The organism is Pseudomonas sp. PS01298 (genome assembly GCF_029959745.1).
Lineage (GTDB): Bacteria > Pseudomonadota > Gammaproteobacteria > Pseudomonadales > Pseudomonadaceae > Aquipseudomonas > Aquipseudomonas aylmerensis.
Genome location: NZ_JASCPP010000026.1, coordinates 14798 through 33527 on the forward strand (window position 1 = coordinate 14798; position 18730 = coordinate 33527).

Consider the following 18730-nt stretch of genomic DNA (forward strand, 5'->3'; position numbering starts at 1 on the left):
CCATGAGCCTTTCCCTTCGCGACCAGTTGCTCAAAGCAGGTCTGGTCAACCAAAAGCAGGCCAAGCAGGTCGGCAAAGAGAAACAGAAACAGCAGCGCCTGGTCCACAAGGGCCAAATCGAGGCCGATGATACCCAGGCTCGCCTGGCTGCCGAGGCGCAGGCCGAGAAGGTCAAGCGCGACCAGGAGCTGAACCGCCAGCAGCAGGAAAAAGCCGAGGCCAAGGCCCGCACGGCCCAGGTCAAGCAACTGATCGAGACCTCGCGTCTGCCCAAGCTGACCACCGAGGACTACTACAACTTCGTGGATGACAAGAAGGTCAAGCGCCTGTCGGTCAACACATTGATGCGCAACAAGCTGAGCAACGGCTCCCTGGCCATCGTGCACCACGGCGGCGGCTACGAGGTGATCCCGCGCGAGGCCGCCCTGAAGATCCAGGAACGCGCCCCGGAGCGTATCGTGCAGCTCAACATCCTTACCGAAAGCCAGGTGCCGGACGAGGATGATCCGTACGCCGCGTACCAGATCCCTGACGATCTGATGTGGTAAGGCGTCAAAGCATTGCAATGACCCGATTGTGAGGAGCTGCAGCGTCGCCGTGGCACACAGGCTTGTGAGAATGGCAGCAGGCTTGTCAGGGTAACAGGCGTGTTGTGGCGAGCAGGCTTGCCCTGCGTTGGGGTGCGAAGCGCCCCCAAAAAAACCAAGCCAACAAAACACAAACCCCGCTCAAAAGGCGGGGTTTTTGTTTATAGGCATCCCAGCTGCGTGGGGCTGGGATGCCTACAGGATTTCAGAGTCTCAGGAGCCTTGCGCCTGGCTTCTCATTTCAAGGGCTTCAAGCTCGTTTTTATAATTATGAGCGTCGCTCTCATTGTGAAACATGCCGACCAACATATCTTGTTGGTGTACATCCCAGATGTGAATCCCATGGCCCAGTGCTTCGTGGGACATATGTTCGTCGTCGCGTTCAGTTACTTTTACAGTCATCTGCTTGCTCCAATCTCTGGTGGATCTGCGGCAAGTCGTCGCAGGCCTTTGTTATATGTTTTGTTAGCTTGCTAAGTAAACCGATTTTGCACGCAACAAATCATTGCGCAAAACGCAACAGTGCTGCAGGCCGCGAAAACCGCGACATTGCGCCGCAGGGTGCTGAGTTATATGACAAAAGTTTCATGTTCGAGTGAGGCTTTTTAGCCCTTTATTGGCCTCGCCGGCGATGGTGTTCTACGAGCCGCCACACATCCAAGGCGAAAAAAAGCCCCGCATTCGCGAGGCTCTTTGTTCCATCTACCGATCAGCTACCTTTGACAGCCTTGCCGTCCACGGTACCGTCCTGCAGCATGATGTTGTATTCCTTGCCGTCGGTCTCGACCTGGCGCAGGGCAACGAGGATGCCACCCTGGTCCTTGGCAAACCACATCTGGGTGATGCGCTTGCTCTGAGTCGGGTCACGCACGCGCTCGACCTTGATCGCGTCGATGGAGCCGACCTTGGTCTGGACCTTTTCCGGGCCGATCACGCGGAAGTCGTAGGTGTCGACGTCAGTGCCTTCCACCACGTTGTAGCTCATGCTCTTCTTGCCCGCTGCCACGTCGCGCTGCAGCGCCAACTGGTAGGTGGACTTGTCGAGCATGCCGCTTTGCAGGGGCACATTGACCGGGTCCTTGTTTTCGAAACCGGTGACTTTCTTGGCCGCCTGGTCGAAGTCCAGGTTGATCTTCTTGGCCTTGCCCAGGCCGCCGCGCTCGAAGGTGTAGCTCTTCGGTTGCAGGGCATCCTTGTCAAACTGGATCACGCTGGTTTCGGTCAGGCTGGCGATCATCATGGAAGCCTTGAAATTCAAGGTCCAGGTGCCGTCGCCGTTCTTGGTCAGGCTGCGCTCAGCCGAACCACTCATGGGCAACTGTTTCCAGTCGGCGGTGTAGCTCGCGGAGAAAGGGTGAAGGTCTGCTGCTTGCACGGCAGGCAAGGCGAACAGCGCAAAAGCGAAGAGCAAGGCGCGACGCATAAAATCTCCTAGGTTCGAATCAAGTGGCCGCTGGCCGCAAGTAACTGACCGTCCAATAATGCACCCTGGTCGCCAAGAATCAACCGCCCCTCGGCAAACCAGCGAACCGCCAGCGGGTAAATCCTGTGTTCCTGGGTGTGAACCCGTTGCGCAAGCGTCTGCGCCGAGTCGTCAGACTCTACCGGAACCACTGCCTGTACGACCAGAGGCCCGCCATCGAGTTCCTCGGTGACGAAGTGCACACTGCAGCCATGCTCGCTGTCACCGGCGTCGAGTGCGCGCTGGTGCGTGTGCATGCCTTTGTACTTGGGGAGCAGGGAAGGGTGGATATTGAGCAGGCGCCCTTCGTAGTGCCGCACGAAATCCGCGCTGAGGATGCGCATGAAGCCGGCGAGTACCACAAGTTTGGGGTTGAAAGCGTCGATCAGGTCGACCAGGGCACTGTCGAAGGCCTCGCGGCCTTCGAAAGCCTTGTGATCCAGGGAGCGGGTTTCGATGCCCGCGTCCCTGGCGCGTTGCAGGCCGTAGGCGTCGCTGCGGTTGGAGATCACCGCAGCGATGCGCACCGGGCTGTCGCCGGTGCGCGTGCTGTCGATCAGGGCCTGCAAGTTACTGCCGGTGCCGGAAAGCAGCACCACGACATCACAGGTCTGGGACATCAATGCGCCTTGAGGTTCTTCAGTTCAACCTGGGCTGCGCCTTCCGGGGCAGTGGCGATCTGGCCGATGACCCATGGCTGCTCGCCGGCTTCACGCAGTACATTCAGCGCGGTTTCCACGTGCTCTTGCGCCACGCAGATGACCATGCCCACGCCGCAGTTCAGCACGCGGTGCATTTCGGTTTCGTTGACGTTGCCTTTCTCTTGCAGCCAGTCGAACACTGCAGGACGCTGCCAGCTGGCCACGTCGACGATTGCCTGGGCACCTTTTGGCAGCACGCGCGGGATGTTGTCCAGCAGGCCGCCGCCGGTGATGTGGGCCATGGCCTTGACCGCGCCAGTGTCCTTGATCAGCTTGAGCAGTGGCTTGACGTAGATGCGCGTCGGGGCCATCAGCAGGTCGGTCAGTGGCTTGCCGTCGAGCTGGATGTTCTCGATATCGGCGCCGGACACTTCGATGATCTTGCGGATCAGCGAGTAGCCGTTGGAGTGCGGGCCGGAAGAAGGCAGGGCGAGCAGGGCGTCACCCGCGGCGACTTTGGAGCCGTCGATGATCTCGGCTTTTTCCACGACGCCGACGCAGAAGCCGGCCAGGTCGTAGTCTTCGCCTTCGTACATGCCTGGCATTTCAGCGGTTTCGCCGCCGACCAGGGAGCAACCCGACAGTTCGCAGCCGGCGCCGATGCCGGTGACTACCTGGGTGGCGGTCTCGACGTTGAGCTTGCCGGTGGCGTAGTAGTCCAGGAAGAACAACGGCTCGGCGCCGCACACCACCAGGTCGTTGACGCACATGGCCACCAGGTCGATGCCGATGCTGTCGTGCTTGTTCAGGTTCAGCGCCAGGCGCAGCTTGGTGCCCACGCCGTCGGTGCCGGAAACCAGCACAGGCTGCTTGTAGCCGGCCGGGATTTCGCAGAGGGCGCCAAAACCGCCCAGGCCGCCCATGACTTCGGGGCGCGCAGTGCGCTTGGCGACGCTCTTGATGCGTTCGACCAATGCTTCACCGGCGTCGATGTCTACACCGGCGTCCTTGTAGCTCAGGGAGGGTTGCTTGCTCATGATCCAGGCCTTTAGGGGGGATTTCTGGGTAACGACCGAGCGGGCAGGGGCTTTTGAACAGCGGCCCAGCCGTTGACGGTCTGCGAAGGCGCGCGATTTTATCAGGCTTGAGGGGCAGCGGCCATCCTCGGGCCGACGGGCAGGGCTGCATATCTGAAAAAAGCCGGTTAAAAAAATGCTAATCGGGTCTGTCATGCTGCGTATTAAGGTATAGCCTTTAATCCGCTATCGTTATGACAGTACGAAAACTTACCGAGACCCTGTGAATGTTTTACCGGTCGCTGTGGTCACAGCCTTGCCAAGCCGAGTTCACGCGGTCTGTTCCAGCCGCTAAATTTGTCGTTCGGGAATCTTCCATGCGTCTGTGTAAATTCTTTTTTGTGGGCTGCCTGTCTTGGGTCAGCCTGGCGAGTCATGCCGAAACCCTCAATGGTCTTTATCAAGTACTTGAACCGGTCAGCAGTCAGTCCCCGCAGGAGCGCGACCAGGCCACCCAGCGCGCCGTGCAGACGCTGGTGATCCGCCTCACCGGCGATGCCAAGGCCGCCGATGGCCCGGGTCTGGCGGCGGTGCGCAAGGATCCGCAGCAAATCATCAGTCAATACGGCTACGACGCCGGCCCGCCGGAAAGCCTGCAAGTCGATTTCGATCCAGTCAGCACCGATCGCGCCCTGCGTGACGCCGGCTTGTCGATCTGGGGCAGCAATCGGCCGTCGATCCTCGGTTGGTGGCTGAACGACTCCACCGAAGGCAGCAGCCTGGTGGGTGATGGTCAGACTGTCGCCCAGGCGCTGCGCCGTGCGGCACAACACCGTGGCTTGCCGTTGCGCCTGCCGCTGGGCGATCTGGATGAGCAGGTCGTTGCCACCGCGCCGAACCTTGAAAGCGCCGATGCCACGCCATTGCGCGCCGCTTCGGAACGCTACGGCGCCGATGCCTTGCTCGCCGTGCACGCGCGCCAGGAAGGCAACCAATGGCAGGCCAAATGGCGCCTGTGGCTGGGCGACAAGAGCGATCAGGGCACCGCGCAAGGCGCCGACACCGCCGCCGTGGCCGATGCGGTGATGTTGGCCGTCAGCCAGAAGCTGGCGCCGCGTTTTGCGGTCAAGCCCGGTGCGAGCGCCGAACAACTGCTGGAAGTGCAGGGCATGAACCTGGAGCGCTACGCGGCCCTGGGGCATCTGCTCGAGCCGTTTGGTGGCCATCCACTGCGGGTGGATGGCAATCGCATTGTGTATCGCGTCAACGGCAGCGCCGACCAGTTGCGTACCCAGTTGAGCCTGGCCAAGTTGCAGGAGGTGCCGGCCGGCGAGGCGCCTGTCCAGCAGCCAGTGGGTGATGGCACCCAGCCGGCGCCCACTCCTGAGCCGCAGGCGCAGCTGCGTTTTCGCTGGTAAACGTTCTTCCTTTATATAGAAGCAAAGACAGATGGAGTGGTTTATGGCGGATACGCGTCGTTGGGTGTGGCTTGGCGGACTTGTCCTGCTGTGCGCTTTTGTATTCTTGCTGCATTCGATCCTGACGCCGTTCCTGGTGGCGTTGCTGCTCGCCTATCTGTTCGATCCCGTGGTGGATCGCCTGGAAAAAGCCGGACTGTCGCGGACTCTGGGCGTGGTGACGGTGTTTGCCCTGTTCACGTTGATCATCACGGCATTGGTGCTGGTGCTAGTGCCGATGCTGGCCAAGCAACTGTTTCGCTTGTACGAGTTGGCGCCGCAAATGCTCGACTGGCTGCAACACACGGCCATGCCGTGGGTGCAGACCAAGCTGGGGTTGGCGGATGGCTTCTGGAAGTTCGACAAGGTCAAGGCTGCGATCAGCGAACACATGGGCCAGACCACCGACATTGTCGGGGTGGTGCTCAGTCAGGCCACCGCATCCAGCCTGGCGCTGATCGGCTGGCTGACCAACCTGGTGTTGATCCCGGTGGTGGCGTTCTACCTGCTGCGCGACTGGGACATCATGATGGCCAAGATCCGCAGCCTGCTGCCGCGCAACCGCGAAGAGCGCATCGTGGCCCTGGCTGGCGAATGCCATGAGGTGCTGGGCGCCTTCGTGCGGGGGCAGTTGCTGGTGATGCTGGCCTTGGGGATCATCTACGCGGCAGGCTTGATGGCGATCGGCCTGGAGCTGGGCCTGTTGATCGGCCTGATCGCCGGCCTGGCGGCTATCGTGCCGTACATGGGTTTTGTGATCGGGATCGGCGCGGCGCTGGTTGCCGGGTTGTTCCAGTTTGGCGGCGACCTGTACCCGATGCTGGGGATTGTCGCGGTGTTCATGGTTGGCCAGGCCCTGGAAGGCATGGTGCTCACGCCGTTGCTGGTGGGCGACCGGATCGGCCTGCACCCGGTGGCGGTGATCTTTGCGATCCTGGCGGGCGGTGAGCTGTTCGGTTTTACCGGCATCCTGCTGGCGCTGCCGGTGGCGGCGGTGATCATGGTGCTGGTGCGCCATGTGCACGATCTGTACAAGGATTCGGATGCGTATACCGGGGTCGAAGACCCGGACCTGTAACCGTTTCATCACAAACCCGGCCTGAGCCGGGTTTGTTGTTTCTGGGGGCGGGGCGTCAAACAATCTGCGAAAAACCGCCAAGTTAACGCAAACCTTTGATTTTGCTTGTGGTCTGCTGCATTGTGCGCCCGGCGTCACGGGTATAAACTTTGCAAACTTTACACAGAGGCCACTAACGGTTCGTTTGGAGCCGTTCAGTCAGCATGAAACCGATTCAGCTGCCCTTGGGTGTGCGTCTGCGTGATGACGCCACCTTTATCAACTACTACCCAGGCGCCAATGCCGCTGCACTCGGCTATGTCGAGCGGCTCTGCGAAGCCGACGCCGGGTGGACCGAAAGCCTGATCTATCTGTGGGGCAAGCACGGCGTAGGGCGTACCCACCTGTTGCAGGCCGCGTGCCTGCGTTTCGAGCAGATGGGCGAGCCGGCGGTGTACTTGCCGTTGGCGGAGTTGATGGACCGCGGTATCGGCATCTTCGATCACCTCGAGCAATACGAGCTGGTGTGCCTGGACGACTTGCAGGCGATTGCCGGCAAGGCGGAGTGGGAAGAAGCGCTGTTTCATCTGTTCAACCGCCTGCGCGACAGTGGCCGGCGCCTGCTGATCGCCGCCTCGACGTCGCCGCGTGAATTGCCGGTGAAGCTGGCAGACCTCAAATCGCGCCTGACCCTGGCGTTGATCTTCCAGATGCGCCCCCTGTCCGACGAAGACAAATTGCGTGCCCTGCAGTTGCGCGCATCCCGTCGCGGCCTGCACCTGACCGACGAGGTCGGACACTTCATTCTGACTCGCGGTACGCGCAGCATGAGCGCGTTGTTCGATTTGCTCGAACAGCTCGACCAGGCCTCTTTGCAAGCCCAGCGCAAGCTGACCATTCCCTTCCTCAAGGAAACCCTCGGCTGGTAGCCGGCCCTTTGTTTTCAGGGCTTTCGGCAATTTCCAGGCGTCAGAAAACCCGCGTTTGGGCCGTTTTGGCCACGCGAAAGGCGGGTAAGGGGTGTTAAGGGCTTAGATGTCATAGTCCAAACAAGAAGTCACATAGATCACGATTGAATTTGCAAATCGATGTGATAGAAGGCATAGTCTCGACTTCTTTACATATCAGCCACGGTCGTGCCCATGCTAAATCGCTTCGCACCCCTCGTGCCTCTCGCACTCGTTACCCTGTTGTTTGGTTGCGCCTCCCACCCTCAACAGGTGGCAGAACAGCAAAAACCACAGGTTCAAAATCAGGCAAAATTCGTTGCTGCACAGTCTTCCACTGTTTATGAGGAAGAAGTGGCAACTGAAAAGGAACTGGCCGACTTCGCCGGCAACAAGCCTTACCAGCTTCCAGTCCTCGCCGACAGCATCCTCGAACGTGGCATGTCCCTGATCGGTACCCGTTACCGTTTCGGCGGTACCTCTGAAGCCGGTTTCGACTGCAGCGGCTTCATCGGCTATCTGTTTCGTGAAGAAGCTGGCATGAACCTGCCACGCTCCACGCGCGAAATGATCAACGTGAATGCACCGTTGGTCGCACGCAACAACCTCAAGCCCGGTGATCTGCTTTTCTTCAGTACAGCGGGTCGTGGTCGCGTCAGCCATGCCGGTATCTACCTGGGCGATAACCAGTTTATCCACTCCAGCAGCCGTCGCAGTGGCGGTGTTCGAGTCGACAACCTGGGTGACAGCTACTGGAGCAAAACCTTCATCGAAGCCAAGCGTGCACTCGCCATGGCCCCGACGACGGTTACCGCTAGCAAGTAAACTTAAAGTGATACTTGAAGTTTGACGTGTAAGCGCTAGAATCCCTGGATATTGTTGGAATCCGTTCGCGCGAGCTTTGCTTGCGCGTTCTGGTTTTCAGCGTTCGGCAGCGAAAGCCGCATCCAGACCAGGATTGTTCTGCACATGTCGACCTCGGCCCGCCTTATTCTCATTGTTTGCGCCGCGCTGCTCAGCGCCTGCGCCAGCCGTCCACCGCCGCCCGCTCCCGTAGCGGTGAAACCCAAGCCGGTGTTCAACTACTCCACACAGAATTTTTCGCCTGCTGCCGAAGATGTGCTCTTCCGTGCCTTGGGCCTGGTTGGCACGCCTTATCGATGGGGCGGCAACACGCCGGACTCAGGGTTTGACTGCAGTGGCTTGATCGGCTTTGTGTTTCGCGATGCGGCCGGTATTTCCTTGCCGCGTACCACCCGTGAGCTGATCGTGATGCGCGCGCAGGACGTCAGCGAGCAGAACCTGCAAACCGGCGACCTGTTGTTCTTCGCCACCGGTGGCGGCTCCCAGGTCAGCCACGCCGGGATCTATGTGGGTGAGGGCCGCTTCGTGCACGCGCCACAGACTGGCGGTACGGTGAAGCTGGATACCTTGTCCAAGGCGTATTGGCAGAATGCCTACCTGAGTGCCAAGCGCGTATTGCCAGGCAATCTGGCGCGTAACCCCTGACGGACCGTATCACTGTAGGAGCCGGCAAGCCGGCTCCTACCCATCATTTAGCGGCCGACACCCGCCACACCTTGTTCCCCACATCATCTGCCACCAGCAAATCCCCCTGCTGATCAATCACCACGCCCACCGGCCGGCCCATGGCTTTCTCATCCTTGTCGAGGAAACCGGTCAGCACGTCCACGGGCTGCCCCTTGGGCTGGCCAGCCTCGAACGGGACGAAGATCACCTTGTAGCCACTGTGCGGCTTGCGGTTCCACGACCCATGCTGGCCGATGAACGCGCCGTTGCTGAACTGGGCTGGCAGTTTGCTGCCCTCGGCAAACGTCAATCCCAGGGAGGCGGTGTGCGGGCCCACTGCATAATCCGGCGCGATCGCCTTGGCGACCAGGTCCAGGTTCTGCGGGCTGACGCGCACGTCCACATGCTGGCCGTAGTAGCTGAATGGCCAGCCATAGAATGCGCCGTCCTTGACTGAGGTGATGTAGTCCGGCACGAGGTCGCTGCCGATTTCATCGCGTTCGTTCACTGCCGTCCACAGCTTGCCGCTTTGTGGTTCCCAGGCCATGCCGTTGGGGTTGCGCAGGCCGGAGGCGAAGATGCGGTGCTCGCCGCTGGCACGATCGACTTCCCAGATGGCCGCCCGGCCTTGTTCCGCTTCCAGGCCGTTTTCACCGACATTGCTGTTGGAACCGACGCTCACATACAGTTTGCTGCCGTCCTTGCTCGCCACCACGTTCTTGGTCCAGTGGTGATTGATGCTGCCGCCCGGCAGGTCGACGACTTTGGTGCCGGCCTCCTTGATCGCGGTTTCACCTGGTTGGTAGGGGAAGCGCAACAGCTTGTCCGAGTCGGCCACGTACAGATCGTTACCGACCAGGGTCATGCCGAACGGCGAATTGAGGTTTTCCAGGAACACCGTGCGCGTTTCGGCGACGCCGTCGTGGTCGGCGTCACGCAGCAAGGTGATGCGGTTCGGACTCGGCACAGCGGCGCCGGCACGGCCCATGACTTTCTCCATGACCCAGCCACGAATACCCTTGGCGTCATCCGGCTTGGGTGGCGCGTTGGTTTCCGCCACCAGCACGTCGCCATTGGGCAATACATACAGCCAGCGCGGATGGTCCAGGCCTTCGGCGAACGCCGCCACCTGGGTGCCGGCGGCGGCGGTGGGCTTGGCGCCGTCCGGCCAGCCAATCGCCGGGGCGATATTCACGGTCGGGATCAGGGTCTTGTTCGGCTCCGGCAACTTGGGCGAGGGTCCGGTGCCATCGGAGACCTGCAAGGTAGAGCTTTCCCCGCAGGCAGCGAGGGTGCCGGTGAGCATGATAAGCAGGGCGAGTCTGGTTTTGTGCATGGTGTTCTCCTTAATACCTGTAAGGGTAGAGGAGGCCGGTCGTAGGATGGTTCAAGTGCGAGGCCAGCTTTAATTGACGCTCCACCCCCAACCCACTAACCTTCGCGGCTTGTTCCAGGTGCTCTGTGACCCATGGGTCGATGGAGTGAAACAGGGAAGCCGGTGAGTGAGCGCACTTGTACACAGTGCTGCCGCGATTCCGGCGCTGCCCCCGCAACGGTAAATGAGTCAAGACGGTGCTTTCTGCCACTGTATCGCGAGCGATATGGGAAGGCGCGCTGTCGGCCTGTCCTAATGCTCTCTCTATAAAGAGCCAGGGCGCCACTCATGAGTCCGGAGACCGGCCTGGTTCATCCAACAGCATCACGGTGGGCGATGCTTGGCTGTCTGTTTATCCTTTTTCCTGCCCGCCGTTTTTGTCCAGCCCCAACGGAGAGCTGTCATGACCGATTCCCCCGACCGCGACGAACGCCACCTGGCGCGCATGCTGCGCAAAAAAGCCGTGATCGATGAGCGCATCGCCAACTCCCCCAACGAATGCGGCCTGCTGCTGGTGCTCACCGGCAACGGCAAAGGCAAGAGCAGTTCGGCATTCGGCATGCTCGCCCGCGCCATGGGCCACGGCATGCAGTGCGGGGTGGTGCAGTTCATCAAGGGGCGCAACAGCACCGGTGAAGAGTTGTTCTTCCGCCGCTTTCCCGAGCAGGTGCGTTTTCATGTGATGGGCGAAGGCTTTACCTGGGAAACCCAGGACCGCCAGCGCGATATCGCCGCCGCTGAAACCGCGTGGGCGGTGTCGCGCGAATTGCTGCAAGACCCGTCCATCGGCCTGGTGGTGCTGGACGAGCTGAACATCGCCCTCAAGCACGGCTATCTCGACCTCGACCAGGTACTCAGCGACCTGCAAGCGCGCCCGCCAATGCAACACGTGGTGGTGACTGGCCGTGGCGCCAAGCCCGAGTTGATCGAAATGGGCGACACCGTCACCGAGATGGGCATGCTCAAGCACGCGTTCCAGGCCGGTATCAAGGCACAGAAGGGCGTCGAACTTTGAATCAGCCCCGTCATTGCCCGGCTGTCTTGATCGCCGCACCGGCGTCCGGCCAGGGCAAAACCACCGTCACCGCCGCGCTCGCCCGTTTGCACCGCAATCTGGGGCGCAAAGTCCGCGTGTTCAAATGCGGCCCGGACTTTCTTGATCCGATGATCCACGAGCGCGCCAGTGGTGCGCCGGTGTATCAATTGGACATGTGGATGGTGGGCGAGCAGGAAAGTCGCCGCCTGTTGTGGGAAGCCGCCGCTGAGGCCGACCTGATCCTCATCGAAGGAGTAATGGGGCTGTTCGACGGCACGCCCTCCAGCGCCGACCTGGCGCGGCATTTCGGCGTGCCGGTATTGGGCGTGATCGACGGCACTGCGATGGCGCAGACGTTTGGCGCCCTGGCCTTGGGCCTCGCGCGTTATCAGCCGGATTTGCCGTTCGCGGGCGTGCTGGCCAATCGCGTCGGCACCTTGCGCCATGCGCAACTCCTCGAAGGCAGTCTCACCGAAGGCCTGCGCTGGTATGGCGCGCTGTCCCGCGAAACCGGGATCGAACTGCCGAGCCGCCACCTGGGCCTGGTGCAAGCCAGTGAGCTGAACGACCTCGACCTGCGCCTGGATGCTGCTGCCCAGGCACTGGGCAGCAGTTGTGAAGTTGCCTTGCCGCCGCCGGTGACCTTCGCCGCCCCCGAAGTGATCGAGGCCGAGCCGTTGCTGGCCGGTGTGCGCATTGCGGTGGCCCGTGACGAAGCGTTTGCCTTCACCTACGGCGCCAGCCTTGACCTGTTGCGGGCGATGGGCGCCGAGCTGCGCTTTTTCTCGCCGATCCATGACCGCGAATTGCCTGACGCCGACAGTCTGTATCTGCCCGGCGGCTATCCGGAACTGCACCACCAGGCGCTGTCGGAAAACACCTCGATGCTCGATGCCATCCGCGCCCATCACGCGGCCGGCAAACCCTTGCTCGCTGAATGTGGCGGCATGCTCTACCTGCTGGACTCGCTGACCGACGTCGACGGCACCCGCGCCGAACTGGTCGGCCTGCTGCAGGGCGATGCGGTGATGCAAAAGAAGCTCGCGGCCCTGGCCCTGCAAAACGTCGAGCTGCCGGAAGGCGTGCTGCGTGGGCACACTTATCACCATTCCCTGACCAGCACCGAGTGGCAGCCGATTGCCCGTGGCGTCAGCCCCAATGGTGGGCGCGGCGCCGAGGCGGTGTTCCGACAAGGGCGTATGACCGCGTCCTACGTGCACTTCTATTTCCCGTCCAACCCGAGGGCGGTGGCAGCCTTGTTTGCGCCCGACCCTGAGGTCGCCAGCGCCGGCAAGCCGGCCCCCACCATTGACCGCGCTGAATCCCCATCCACTGTGGGAGCGGGCTTGCCCCCGATGCGGCCATGACCGACAACGCCTTCCCCCAGGCCGACCGCGACGCCGTCTACCGCGCCATCGCCGAGCGCCGCGACATGCGCCACTTCAGCGGCGGCAGCGTGGCCCCCGAGTTGCTGCACCGCCTGCTCCAGGCTGCACACCAGGCGCCGAGTGTCGGCCTGATGCAGCCGTGGCGCTTTATCCGCATCAGCGACCGCCAACTGCGTGGGCAGATCCAGCAATTGGTGGAAGAAGAACGCGTGCGCACCGCCGAGGCGTTGGGCGAGCGTTCCGATGCGTTCATGAAACTCAAGGTCGAAGGCATCCATGACTGCGCCGAAGTGCTGGTGGCAGCGCTGATGGATGATCGCGAGCGGCATATCTTCGGCCGGCGCACCTTGCCGGAAATGGACATGGCCTCGCTGTCCTGTGCGATCCAGAACCTGTGGCTGGCGGCTCGCGTCGAAGGGTTGGGCATGGGCTGGGTCTCGCTGTTCGAGCCCCAGGCTCTGGCCGACTTGCTGGGCCTGCCGCCCGGCGCGAAACCCCTGGCGGTGTTGTGCCTGGGGCCGGTGGCCGAGTTCTATCCGGCACCGATGTTGCAGCTCGAAGGCTGGACCGAACCACGGCCGCTGAGTGAGATGTTGTATGAGAATGTGTGGGGAGTGAGTCAATGAGTGTGGCCTTGCTGTGTGTCGCTGCAGTGGCGCTGGATGCGCTGCTGGGTGAACCCAGGCGCTGGCATCCGCTGGTGGCGTTCGGCAATTTTGCCGGGCGCATCGAGCAACGTTTCAACAGCGGTGGCCGTGGCTGGCGCAGCCATGGGGTGACAGCGTGGTTTATCGCGGTGGTGCCGCTGACCCTGCTGGCGACCGCCTTGTCGTGGGCGCCGTATATCGGCTGGGTGCTGGAGATCCTCGCGCTGTACTGTGCCCTTGGCATGCGCAGCCTTGGCGAACACGTGATCCCGGTGGCCCAGGCGCTGCGCAGCGATGACCTGGAGGAAGCGCGCAAGCGCGTGAGCTACCTGGTCAGCCGCCAGACCAGTGAACTGGATCGCACCGAAGTCGCCCGCGCCGCCACCGAGTCAGTACTCGAAAACGGCAGCGATGCGGTGTTTGCCGCGCTTTTCTGGTTCGTCGTCGCTGGCGTGCCGGGCGTGGTGCTTTACCGCCTGAGCAACACCCTCGACGCGATGTGGGGCTATCGCAACGAACGCTTCGAACGCTTCGGCTGGGCTGCGGCAAAAATCGACGATCTGCTGAACTACATTCCGGCACGCCTGGTGGCGTTGACCTACGCAGTGCTGGGCAAAACCCGCCTGGCACTCAAATGCTGGCGCACCCAGGGCCCGACGTGGGACAGCCCCAACGCTGGCCCGGTGATGGCCGCCGGTGCTGGCGCCTTGGGTGTGGAGCTGGGCGGCGCGGCGATCTACCACGGCGAGGTGCATCAACGGCCGCCACTGGGCGAAGGCCCGGCGGCGGATGCCGATTCCATCGACCGGGGCTGGCAACTGGTGCAGCGCGGCGTATGGTTATGGCTGCTGATCCTATGTGCGGGGGCGCAATTCTATGCTTGAACACGGTGGCCGGCTGCGCAAGGCGGCGATGCAGTACGGGATTGCCGAGGCTGATTGGCTCGACCTCTCCAGCGGCCTGGCGCCGTGGCCCTGGCCGATCCCCGAAATCCCGCTGCGAGCCTGGGCGCGCCTGCCGGAAACCGACGACGGCCTGGAGCAGGCCGCCAGCGAGTACTACGGCGCTGCGCATCTGTTGCCGGTGGCCGGTTCCCAGGCGGCGATCCAGCTGCTGCCGCGCTTGCGCCGTGCGGGCAAGGTCGGCGTGTTGTCACCGTGCTATGCCGAACACGCCGAAGCCTGGCGCCGTGCCGGTTATGTGGTGCGCGAGGTGCAGGAGCAGGAAGTCGACTTCTTCCTTGATGGCCTCGACGTGCTGGTGGTGGTCAATCCCAACAATCCCACCGGCCTGAGCCTGGCGCCGCAACGCCTGCTCGACTGGCACACCCGGCTGGCCCAGCGCGGCGGTTGGCTGGTGGTGGACGAAGCGTTCATGGATGTCACCCCGCAACTGAGCCTGGCCAGCCAGGCCCATCAGGTCGGTTTGATTGTGCTGCGCTCATTCGGCAAGTTTTTCGGCCTGGCCGGTGTGCGCCTGGGCTTCGTGCTGGCCGAACGCAAACTGCTCAAGCTGCTCGCCGAACAGGTCGGGCCCTGGGCCGTCAGCGGGCCGACACGCGTGCTGGGCCAGGCCTGCCTGCGCGACACCGCCGGGCATGCGCGGCAACGTGCGCGCTGCATCGAGGCCGGCCAGCGCCTCTACGCCTTGCTCAAGCACCATGGTTTCCAGCCCCAGGGCGGCTGCGCGCTGTTTCAATGGCTGATCACACCGCATGCCGAACGCATGCACGAATTCATGGCCCAGCGCGGCATTCTGCTGCGCCTGTTTGTCCACGACAGCAGCCTGCGCTTTGGCTTGCCCGACACCGAGGCGGACTGGCTGCGCCTCGACGAGGCCCTGGGCGCCTACAAGGAAGCTGCATGACTACGCTGATGGTGCAAGGCACCACCTCCGACGCCGGTAAAAGTACCCTGGTGACCGCGCTGTGCCGTTGGCTGGTGCGCCAAGGCGTGGCGGTGGCGCCGTTCAAGCCGCAGAACATGGCGCTCAACAGTGCCGTGACCGCCGAGGGTGGCGAAATCGGCCGCGCCCAGGCGGTGCAGGCGCAGGCTGCCAACCTCGCACCCCACACCGACATGAACCCGGTGCTGCTCAAACCCAACAGCGACACCGGCTCCCAGGTGATCATCCACGGCCGCGCCGTGACCAGCATGAACGCCGTGGCCTACCACGATTACAAAGCCATCGCGATGCAAGCGGTGCTGGCCTCCCACGCGCGGTTGAGCGAACGCTTCCCGGTGGTGATGGTCGAGGGCGCGGGCTCGCCGGCGGAAATCAACCTGCGCGCCAATGACATCGCCAACATGGGGTTCGCCGAGGCGGTGGACTGCCCGGTGCTGCTGATCGCCGACATCAATCGCGGCGGCGTGTTCGCCCATCTGGTCGGCACCCTGGAACTGCTGTCCCCGAGCGAACAGGCGCGGGTCAAGGGTTTCATCATCAACCGTTTTCGCGGCGACATCGCGCTGTTGCAACCGGGCCTGGATTGGCTCGAAGCGCGCACCGGCAAACCGGTGGTGGGCGTGTTGCCCTACGTGATGGACCTGCACCTGGAAGCCGAAGACGGCATCGACCAGCGCCAGATCGACAAGGCCGCGCAAGTGCTCAAAGTGGTAGTGCCGGTGCTGCCGCGCATCAGCAATCACACGGATTTCGACCCGTTGCGCCTGCACCCCCAGGTGGATTTGCAGTTCATCGGGCCGGGCCAGCCGATCCCGGCCGCCGACCTGATTATCCTCCCAGGCTCGAAAAGCGTGCGCGGTGACCTTGCCTACCTGCGTGCCAATGGTTGGGACAGCGCCGTGGCCCGGCATTTGCGCTACGGCGGCAAAGTGCTGGGGATTTGCGGTGGCCTGCAGATGCTCGGGGAGCAGGTGCATGACCCGCTGGGCCTCGAAGGGCCGGCCGGCTCCAGCCCTGGCCTGGGTCTGCTGGCATTCAGCACGACGTTGGAAGAAGAGAAGCAATTGCGCAATGTGCGCGGGCGTTTGTTGCTGGAGAACGCCGAGGTCAGTGGCTATGAAATTCACGCGGGCGTGACGTCCGGCGACGCGCTGTCGACCGCCGCGGTCCTGCTCGATGACGGCCGCAGTGATGGCGCGCAGAGTGCCGACGGGCAGATTCTTGGCACTTACCTGCATGGCCTGTTCGAGACGCCGGCGGCGTGCAGCGCCTTGCTGCGCTGGGCCGGCTTGCAGGATGTGCAGGAGGTGGATTACCACGCCCTGCGCGAGCGCGATATCGAGCGGTTGGCCGACTTGGTGGAAAACCACCTGGATACCGAACTGCTGCGCACGCTATGTGGGATTTGACGGTGCGCACGCACTCTCCCTGTCGGCGCTGGCTAGGCACCTCGGTGAATCAGCAAGCCCCGGTTGACGCCATCGCAGGCAAGCCCGCGCCCACAGTTGAGCGGGTGGTAAATAGAGGGAGTGTCACATGCACCAACTGATCCTCGGCGGCGCTCGCTCCGGCAAAAGTCGGCTGGCGGAAAAGCTTGCCGCTGACAGCGCGTCGCCCGTCATCTACATCGCCACCAGCCAGCCGCTGGACGGCGAAATGAACGCGCGCGTGGCCCTGCATCGCCAGCGCCGCCCCGACCACTGGGGCTTGATCGAAGAGCCCGTCGAACTGGCGCGGGTGCTGCGCGAAAACGCCGCGCCGGATCGTTGCCTGCTGGTGGATTGCCTGACGCTGTGGCTGACCAATCTGCTGATGCTCGAAGACGCCGACCGCCTGGCGTTCGAGCGCGATCAATTGCTGGAAACCCTGGCCGCGCTGCCGGGGCAGATCATTTTTGTCAGCAACGAGACCGGACTGGGTGTCGTGCCGCTGGGCGAATTGACTCGCCGCTATGTGGATGAAGCCGGTTGGCTGCATCAAGCTTTGGCCGAGCGGTGTCAGCGTGTGGTCCTGACCGTTGCCGGCCTGCCCCTGACTTTGAAAGGTACTGTGATATGACTGACACCTGGTGGCTCAACCCCTGTAAGGCGATTGACGCTCAAGCGCATGAACAAGCCTTGGCACGCCAGCAACAATTGACCAAGCCCGCCGGCTCCCTTGGCCAGCTCGAAGCGCTGGCGGTGCAATTGGCCGGCCTGCAGGGCCAGGTCAAACCCTCGGTCGAGCAGCTATGGATTGCGATCTTTGCCGGTGATCACGGTGTGGTAGCCGAAGGCGTGTCGGCGTTTCCCCAGGAAGTGACCGGGCAGATGCTACTCAATTTCGTCAGCGGCGGCGCGGCGATCAGCGTATTGGCGCGGCAGTTGGAGGCGCAACTGGAAGTGGTCGACCTCGGCACCGTCACGCCGTCGCTGGATTTACCCGGGGTTCGTCACTTGAACCTCGGCGCGGGCACGGCCAACTTCGTCAACGGCCCGGCAATGACCGCAGCCCAAGGGCGCCTGGCCTTGCAGGCCGGGCGTGAGAGTGTGCTGCGCGCGCGCGAAAGCGGCGCACAGCTGTTTATCGGCGGCGAGATGGGCATCGGCAACACCACTGCCGCCAGTGCACTGGCGTGTGCCTTGCTCGATTGCCAGGTCAGTGACCTGACCGGGCCAGGCACCGGGCTGAACGCCCAGGGCGTCAGTCACAAGGTGGCGGTGATCGAGCGCGCGCTGGCCGTGCATGCCGGGCAGCGCGGTGATGCATTGCAAACCCTGTTCAACCTGGGCGGCTTTGAGATCGCGGCGCTGGTGGGCGCCTATCTGGCCTGTGCCCAGGAAGGCATCGTGGTGCTGGTCGACGGGTTTATCTGCAGCGTCGCTGCACTGGTTGCCACGCGGTTGAATCCGGCCTGTCGCGAGTGGTTGCTGTTTGGCCATCGTGGCGCTGAGCCGGGCCATCGTCATGTGCTGCAGAGCCTCGACGCACAGCCCTTGCTGGAACTCGGCCTGCGCTTGGGCGAGGGCAGTGGGGCGGCGCTGGCGGTGCCGTTGCTGCGCCTGGCGTGTGCGTTGCACGGGCAGATGGCGACCTTCGCCGAAGCGGCCGTGGCAGATCGCCCCGCATGAATCTGCACCTGGACCTGTTGCGTCACGGCGAAACCGAACTGGGTGGCGGCCTGCGCGGCAGCCTGGACGATGCACTGACTGCCCAGGGGTGGGAGCAGATGCGCGCCGCCGTCGAGGCGCGCGGGCCGTGGGACCGCTTGATCAGCTCGCCGCTGCAACGCTGTGCGCGCTTTGCCGATGAGCTGGGCGCGCGCCTCAATGTGCCGGTCAGCCTCGCAAAAGATCTGCAGGAGCTGCATTTCGGTGCCTGGGAAGGCCAGAGCGCGGCGGCATTGATGGAAACCGATGCCGAAGGATTGGGGCTGTTCTGGGCCGATCCCTACAGCTTCACACCGCCGGAGGGGGAGCGTGTCAGCGATTTTTCCGACCGTGTCCTGGGCGCCGTCTCACGCTTGCATCAAGCCTATGCTGGCCAACGTGTGCTGTTGATCAGCCACGGTGGTGTGATGCGCCTGCTGTTGGCCCGGGCGCGGGGATTGCCCCGGGAGCAGTTGCTGAACGTCGAGGTCGGGCACGGTGGATTGTTCAGTCTGCAGGTCGCGGCTGACGGCGTATTAAAGGAAGTGGATTGA

20 protein-coding genes and 1 riboswitch are annotated in these 18730 nt (G+C 62.8%); of the genes, 15 read left to right on the plus strand and 5 right to left on the minus strand.

Annotation, left to right across the window (positions count from 1 at the left end; all coding sequences use genetic code 11):
• Positions 1–2 precede the first annotated feature (2 nt).
• Positions 3–548 carry a DUF2058 domain-containing protein gene (locus tag QMX97_RS11975; protein ID WP_010208656.1) on the plus strand — a complete coding sequence of 182 codons (546 nt, stop codon included), beginning with the start codon at positions 3–5 and terminating at the stop codon, positions 546–548.
• A gap of 252 nt (positions 549–800) precedes the next feature.
• Here QMX97_RS11975 and QMX97_RS11980 read toward each other — a convergent pair whose 3' ends face one another.
• The 4 genes from QMX97_RS11980 to purM all read right to left on the minus strand — a co-directional run bounded on the left by QMX97_RS11980 (position 801) and on the right by purM (position 3727).
• Entirely contained in the window at positions 801–989 is a 189-nt protein-coding gene (locus QMX97_RS11980) for a hypothetical protein (RefSeq protein WP_065909702.1), read from the minus strand.
• 307 nt (positions 990–1296) lie between these two features.
• Positions 1297–2010: a DUF3108 domain-containing protein gene (locus QMX97_RS11985; RefSeq protein ID WP_065909705.1), complete on the minus strand. Its 714-nt coding sequence runs from the start codon at positions 2008–2010 to the stop codon at positions 1297–1299.
• Between the two features lie 8 nt (positions 2011–2018).
• On the minus strand, positions 2019–2669 hold the full coding sequence (gene purN / locus QMX97_RS11990; RefSeq protein ID WP_065909707.1) for a phosphoribosylglycinamide formyltransferase: 651 nt from the start codon (positions 2667–2669) through the stop codon (positions 2019–2021).
• Positions 2669–3727, minus strand: coding sequence for a phosphoribosylformylglycinamidine cyclo-ligase (gene purM, locus QMX97_RS11995; protein ID WP_005790182.1), 1059 nt, complete (start codon positions 3725–3727; stop codon positions 2669–2671). Before purM ends, purN begins: the two co-directional genes overlap by 1 nt.
• A 356-nt stretch (positions 3728–4083) precedes the next feature.
• Between purM and QMX97_RS12000 the strand changes: the two genes are divergently transcribed.
• The 5 genes from QMX97_RS12000 to QMX97_RS12020 all read left to right on the plus strand — a co-directional run bounded on the left by QMX97_RS12000 (position 4084) and on the right by QMX97_RS12020 (position 8676).
• Positions 4084–5124, plus strand: coding sequence for a DUF2066 domain-containing protein (locus QMX97_RS12000; protein WP_213553258.1), 1041 nt, complete (start codon positions 4084–4086; stop codon positions 5122–5124).
• A gap of 43 nt (positions 5125–5167) precedes the next feature.
• Positions 5168–6241 carry an AI-2E family transporter gene (locus QMX97_RS12005; protein ID WP_065909713.1) on the plus strand — a complete coding sequence of 358 codons (1074 nt, stop codon included), beginning with the start codon at positions 5168–5170 and terminating at the stop codon, positions 6239–6241.
• 203 nt (positions 6242–6444) lie between these two features.
• Complete coding sequence (gene hda, locus QMX97_RS12010; protein ID WP_058422138.1) at positions 6445–7149, plus strand: DnaA regulatory inactivator Hda; 705 nt, start codon at positions 6445–6447, stop codon at positions 7147–7149.
• A 213-nt stretch (positions 7150–7362) separates the two neighbouring features.
• On the plus strand, positions 7363–7992 hold the full coding sequence (locus QMX97_RS12015) for an NlpC/P60 family protein (protein WP_065909715.1): 630 nt from the start codon (positions 7363–7365) through the stop codon (positions 7990–7992).
• A 144-nt stretch (positions 7993–8136) separates the two neighbouring features.
• Entirely contained in the window at positions 8137–8676 is a 540-nt protein-coding gene (locus tag QMX97_RS12020; RefSeq protein ID WP_025855819.1) for a C40 family peptidase, read from the plus strand.
• 43 nt (positions 8677–8719) lie between these two features.
• Here QMX97_RS12020 and QMX97_RS12025 read toward each other — a convergent pair whose 3' ends face one another.
• Positions 8720–10033, minus strand: a complete 1314-nt coding sequence (locus tag QMX97_RS12025; RefSeq protein WP_282397000.1) for a sorbosone dehydrogenase family protein — start codon at positions 10031–10033, stop codon at positions 8720–8722.
• A 99-nt stretch (positions 10034–10132) separates the two neighbouring features.
• A riboswitch (cobalamin riboswitch) is annotated at positions 10133–10397 on the plus strand.
• Positions 10398–10475: 78 nt separating this feature from the next.
• On the opposite strand from QMX97_RS12025, the gene cobO reads away from it, so the two are divergent.
• The 9 genes from cobO (at position 10476) to cobC (ending at position 18730) form a co-directional block, all read left to right on the plus strand.
• On the plus strand, positions 10476–11087 hold the full coding sequence (gene cobO, locus QMX97_RS12030) for a cob(I)yrinic acid a,c-diamide adenosyltransferase (protein ID WP_282397001.1): 612 nt from the start codon (positions 10476–10478) through the stop codon (positions 11085–11087).
• Positions 11084–12475, plus strand: coding sequence for a cobyrinate a,c-diamide synthase (locus tag QMX97_RS12035; protein WP_282397002.1), 1392 nt, complete (start codon positions 11084–11086; stop codon positions 12473–12475). Before cobO ends, QMX97_RS12035 begins: the two co-directional genes overlap by 4 nt.
• Positions 12472–13122 carry a 5,6-dimethylbenzimidazole synthase gene (gene bluB / locus QMX97_RS12040; protein ID WP_106803016.1) on the plus strand — a complete coding sequence of 217 codons (651 nt, stop codon included), beginning with the start codon at positions 12472–12474 and terminating at the stop codon, positions 13120–13122. The genes QMX97_RS12035 and bluB overlap by 4 nt, the downstream gene beginning before the upstream one ends.
• A complete protein-coding gene (gene cbiB / locus QMX97_RS12045; protein WP_201145670.1) occupies positions 13119–14027 on the plus strand; it encodes an adenosylcobinamide-phosphate synthase CbiB in 909 nt (302 codons plus the stop codon). The genes bluB and cbiB overlap by 4 nt, the downstream gene beginning before the upstream one ends.
• Positions 14020–15009 carry a threonine-phosphate decarboxylase CobD gene (cobD, locus tag QMX97_RS12050; protein WP_282397003.1) on the plus strand — a complete coding sequence of 330 codons (990 nt, stop codon included), beginning with the start codon at positions 14020–14022 and terminating at the stop codon, positions 15007–15009. Before cbiB ends, cobD begins: the two co-directional genes overlap by 8 nt.
• The gene (locus QMX97_RS12055; protein ID WP_282397004.1) at positions 15006–16457 is read left to right on the plus strand and encodes a cobyric acid synthase; all 1452 of its coding nucleotides are present in this window, start codon (positions 15006–15008) and stop codon (positions 16455–16457) included. Before cobD ends, QMX97_RS12055 begins: the two co-directional genes overlap by 4 nt.
• Positions 16458–16584: 127 nt before the next feature.
• Positions 16585–17106, plus strand: coding sequence for a bifunctional adenosylcobinamide kinase/adenosylcobinamide-phosphate guanylyltransferase (gene cobU, locus QMX97_RS12060; protein ID WP_282397005.1), 522 nt, complete (start codon positions 16585–16587; stop codon positions 17104–17106).
• The gene (cobT, locus tag QMX97_RS12065) at positions 17103–18158 is read left to right on the plus strand and encodes a nicotinate-nucleotide--dimethylbenzimidazole phosphoribosyltransferase (RefSeq protein WP_282397006.1); all 1056 of its coding nucleotides are present in this window, start codon (positions 17103–17105) and stop codon (positions 18156–18158) included. The genes cobU and cobT overlap by 4 nt, the downstream gene beginning before the upstream one ends.
• Positions 18155–18730: an alpha-ribazole phosphatase family protein gene (gene cobC, locus QMX97_RS12070; protein ID WP_282397007.1), complete on the plus strand. Its 576-nt coding sequence runs from the start codon at positions 18155–18157 to the stop codon at positions 18728–18730. Before cobT ends, cobC begins: the two co-directional genes overlap by 4 nt.

Coding starts and splice junctions, on each gene's coding strand:
- QMX97_RS11985 (WP_065909705.1), bottom strand. CDS start 2,010: ATGCGTCGCGCCTTGCTCTTCGCTTTTGCGCTGTTCGCCTTGCCTGCC.
- purN (WP_065909707.1), bottom strand. CDS start 2,669: ATGTCCCAGACCTGTGATGTCGTGGTGCTGCTTTCCGGCACCGGCAGT.
- cobO (WP_282397001.1), top strand. CDS start 10,476: ATGACCGATTCCCCCGACCGCGACGAACGCCACCTGGCGCGCATGCTG.
- cobU (WP_282397005.1), top strand. CDS start 16,585: ATGCACCAACTGATCCTCGGCGGCGCTCGCTCCGGCAAAAGTCGGCTG.
- cobD (WP_282397003.1), top strand. CDS start 14,020: ATGCTTGAACACGGTGGCCGGCTGCGCAAGGCGGCGATGCAGTACGGG.
- QMX97_RS12020 (WP_025855819.1), top strand. CDS start 8,137: ATGTCGACCTCGGCCCGCCTTATTCTCATTGTTTGCGCCGCGCTGCTC.
- cobC (WP_282397007.1), top strand. CDS start 18,155: ATGAATCTGCACCTGGACCTGTTGCGTCACGGCGAAACCGAACTGGGT.
- hda (WP_058422138.1), top strand. CDS start 6,445: ATGAAACCGATTCAGCTGCCCTTGGGTGTGCGTCTGCGTGATGACGCC.
- QMX97_RS12025 (WP_282397000.1), bottom strand. CDS start 10,033: ATGCACAAAACCAGACTCGCCCTGCTTATCATGCTCACCGGCACCCTC.
- QMX97_RS12015 (WP_065909715.1), top strand. CDS start 7,363: ATGCTAAATCGCTTCGCACCCCTCGTGCCTCTCGCACTCGTTACCCTG.
- QMX97_RS12005 (WP_065909713.1), top strand. CDS start 5,168: ATGGCGGATACGCGTCGTTGGGTGTGGCTTGGCGGACTTGTCCTGCTG.
- purM (WP_005790182.1), bottom strand. CDS start 3,727: ATGAGCAAGCAACCCTCCCTGAGCTACAAGGACGCCGGTGTAGACATC.
- cobT (WP_282397006.1), top strand. CDS start 17,103: ATGACTGACACCTGGTGGCTCAACCCCTGTAAGGCGATTGACGCTCAA.
- QMX97_RS11975 (WP_010208656.1), top strand. CDS start 3: ATGAGCCTTTCCCTTCGCGACCAGTTGCTCAAAGCAGGTCTGGTCAAC.
- QMX97_RS11980 (WP_065909702.1), bottom strand. CDS start 989: ATGACTGTAAAAGTAACTGAACGCGACGACGAACATATGTCCCACGAA.
- QMX97_RS12000 (WP_213553258.1), top strand. CDS start 4,084: ATGCGTCTGTGTAAATTCTTTTTTGTGGGCTGCCTGTCTTGGGTCAGC.
- cbiB (WP_201145670.1), top strand. CDS start 13,119: ATGAGTGTGGCCTTGCTGTGTGTCGCTGCAGTGGCGCTGGATGCGCTG.
- QMX97_RS12055 (WP_282397004.1), top strand. CDS start 15,006: ATGACTACGCTGATGGTGCAAGGCACCACCTCCGACGCCGGTAAAAGT.
- bluB (WP_106803016.1), top strand. CDS start 12,472: ATGACCGACAACGCCTTCCCCCAGGCCGACCGCGACGCCGTCTACCGC.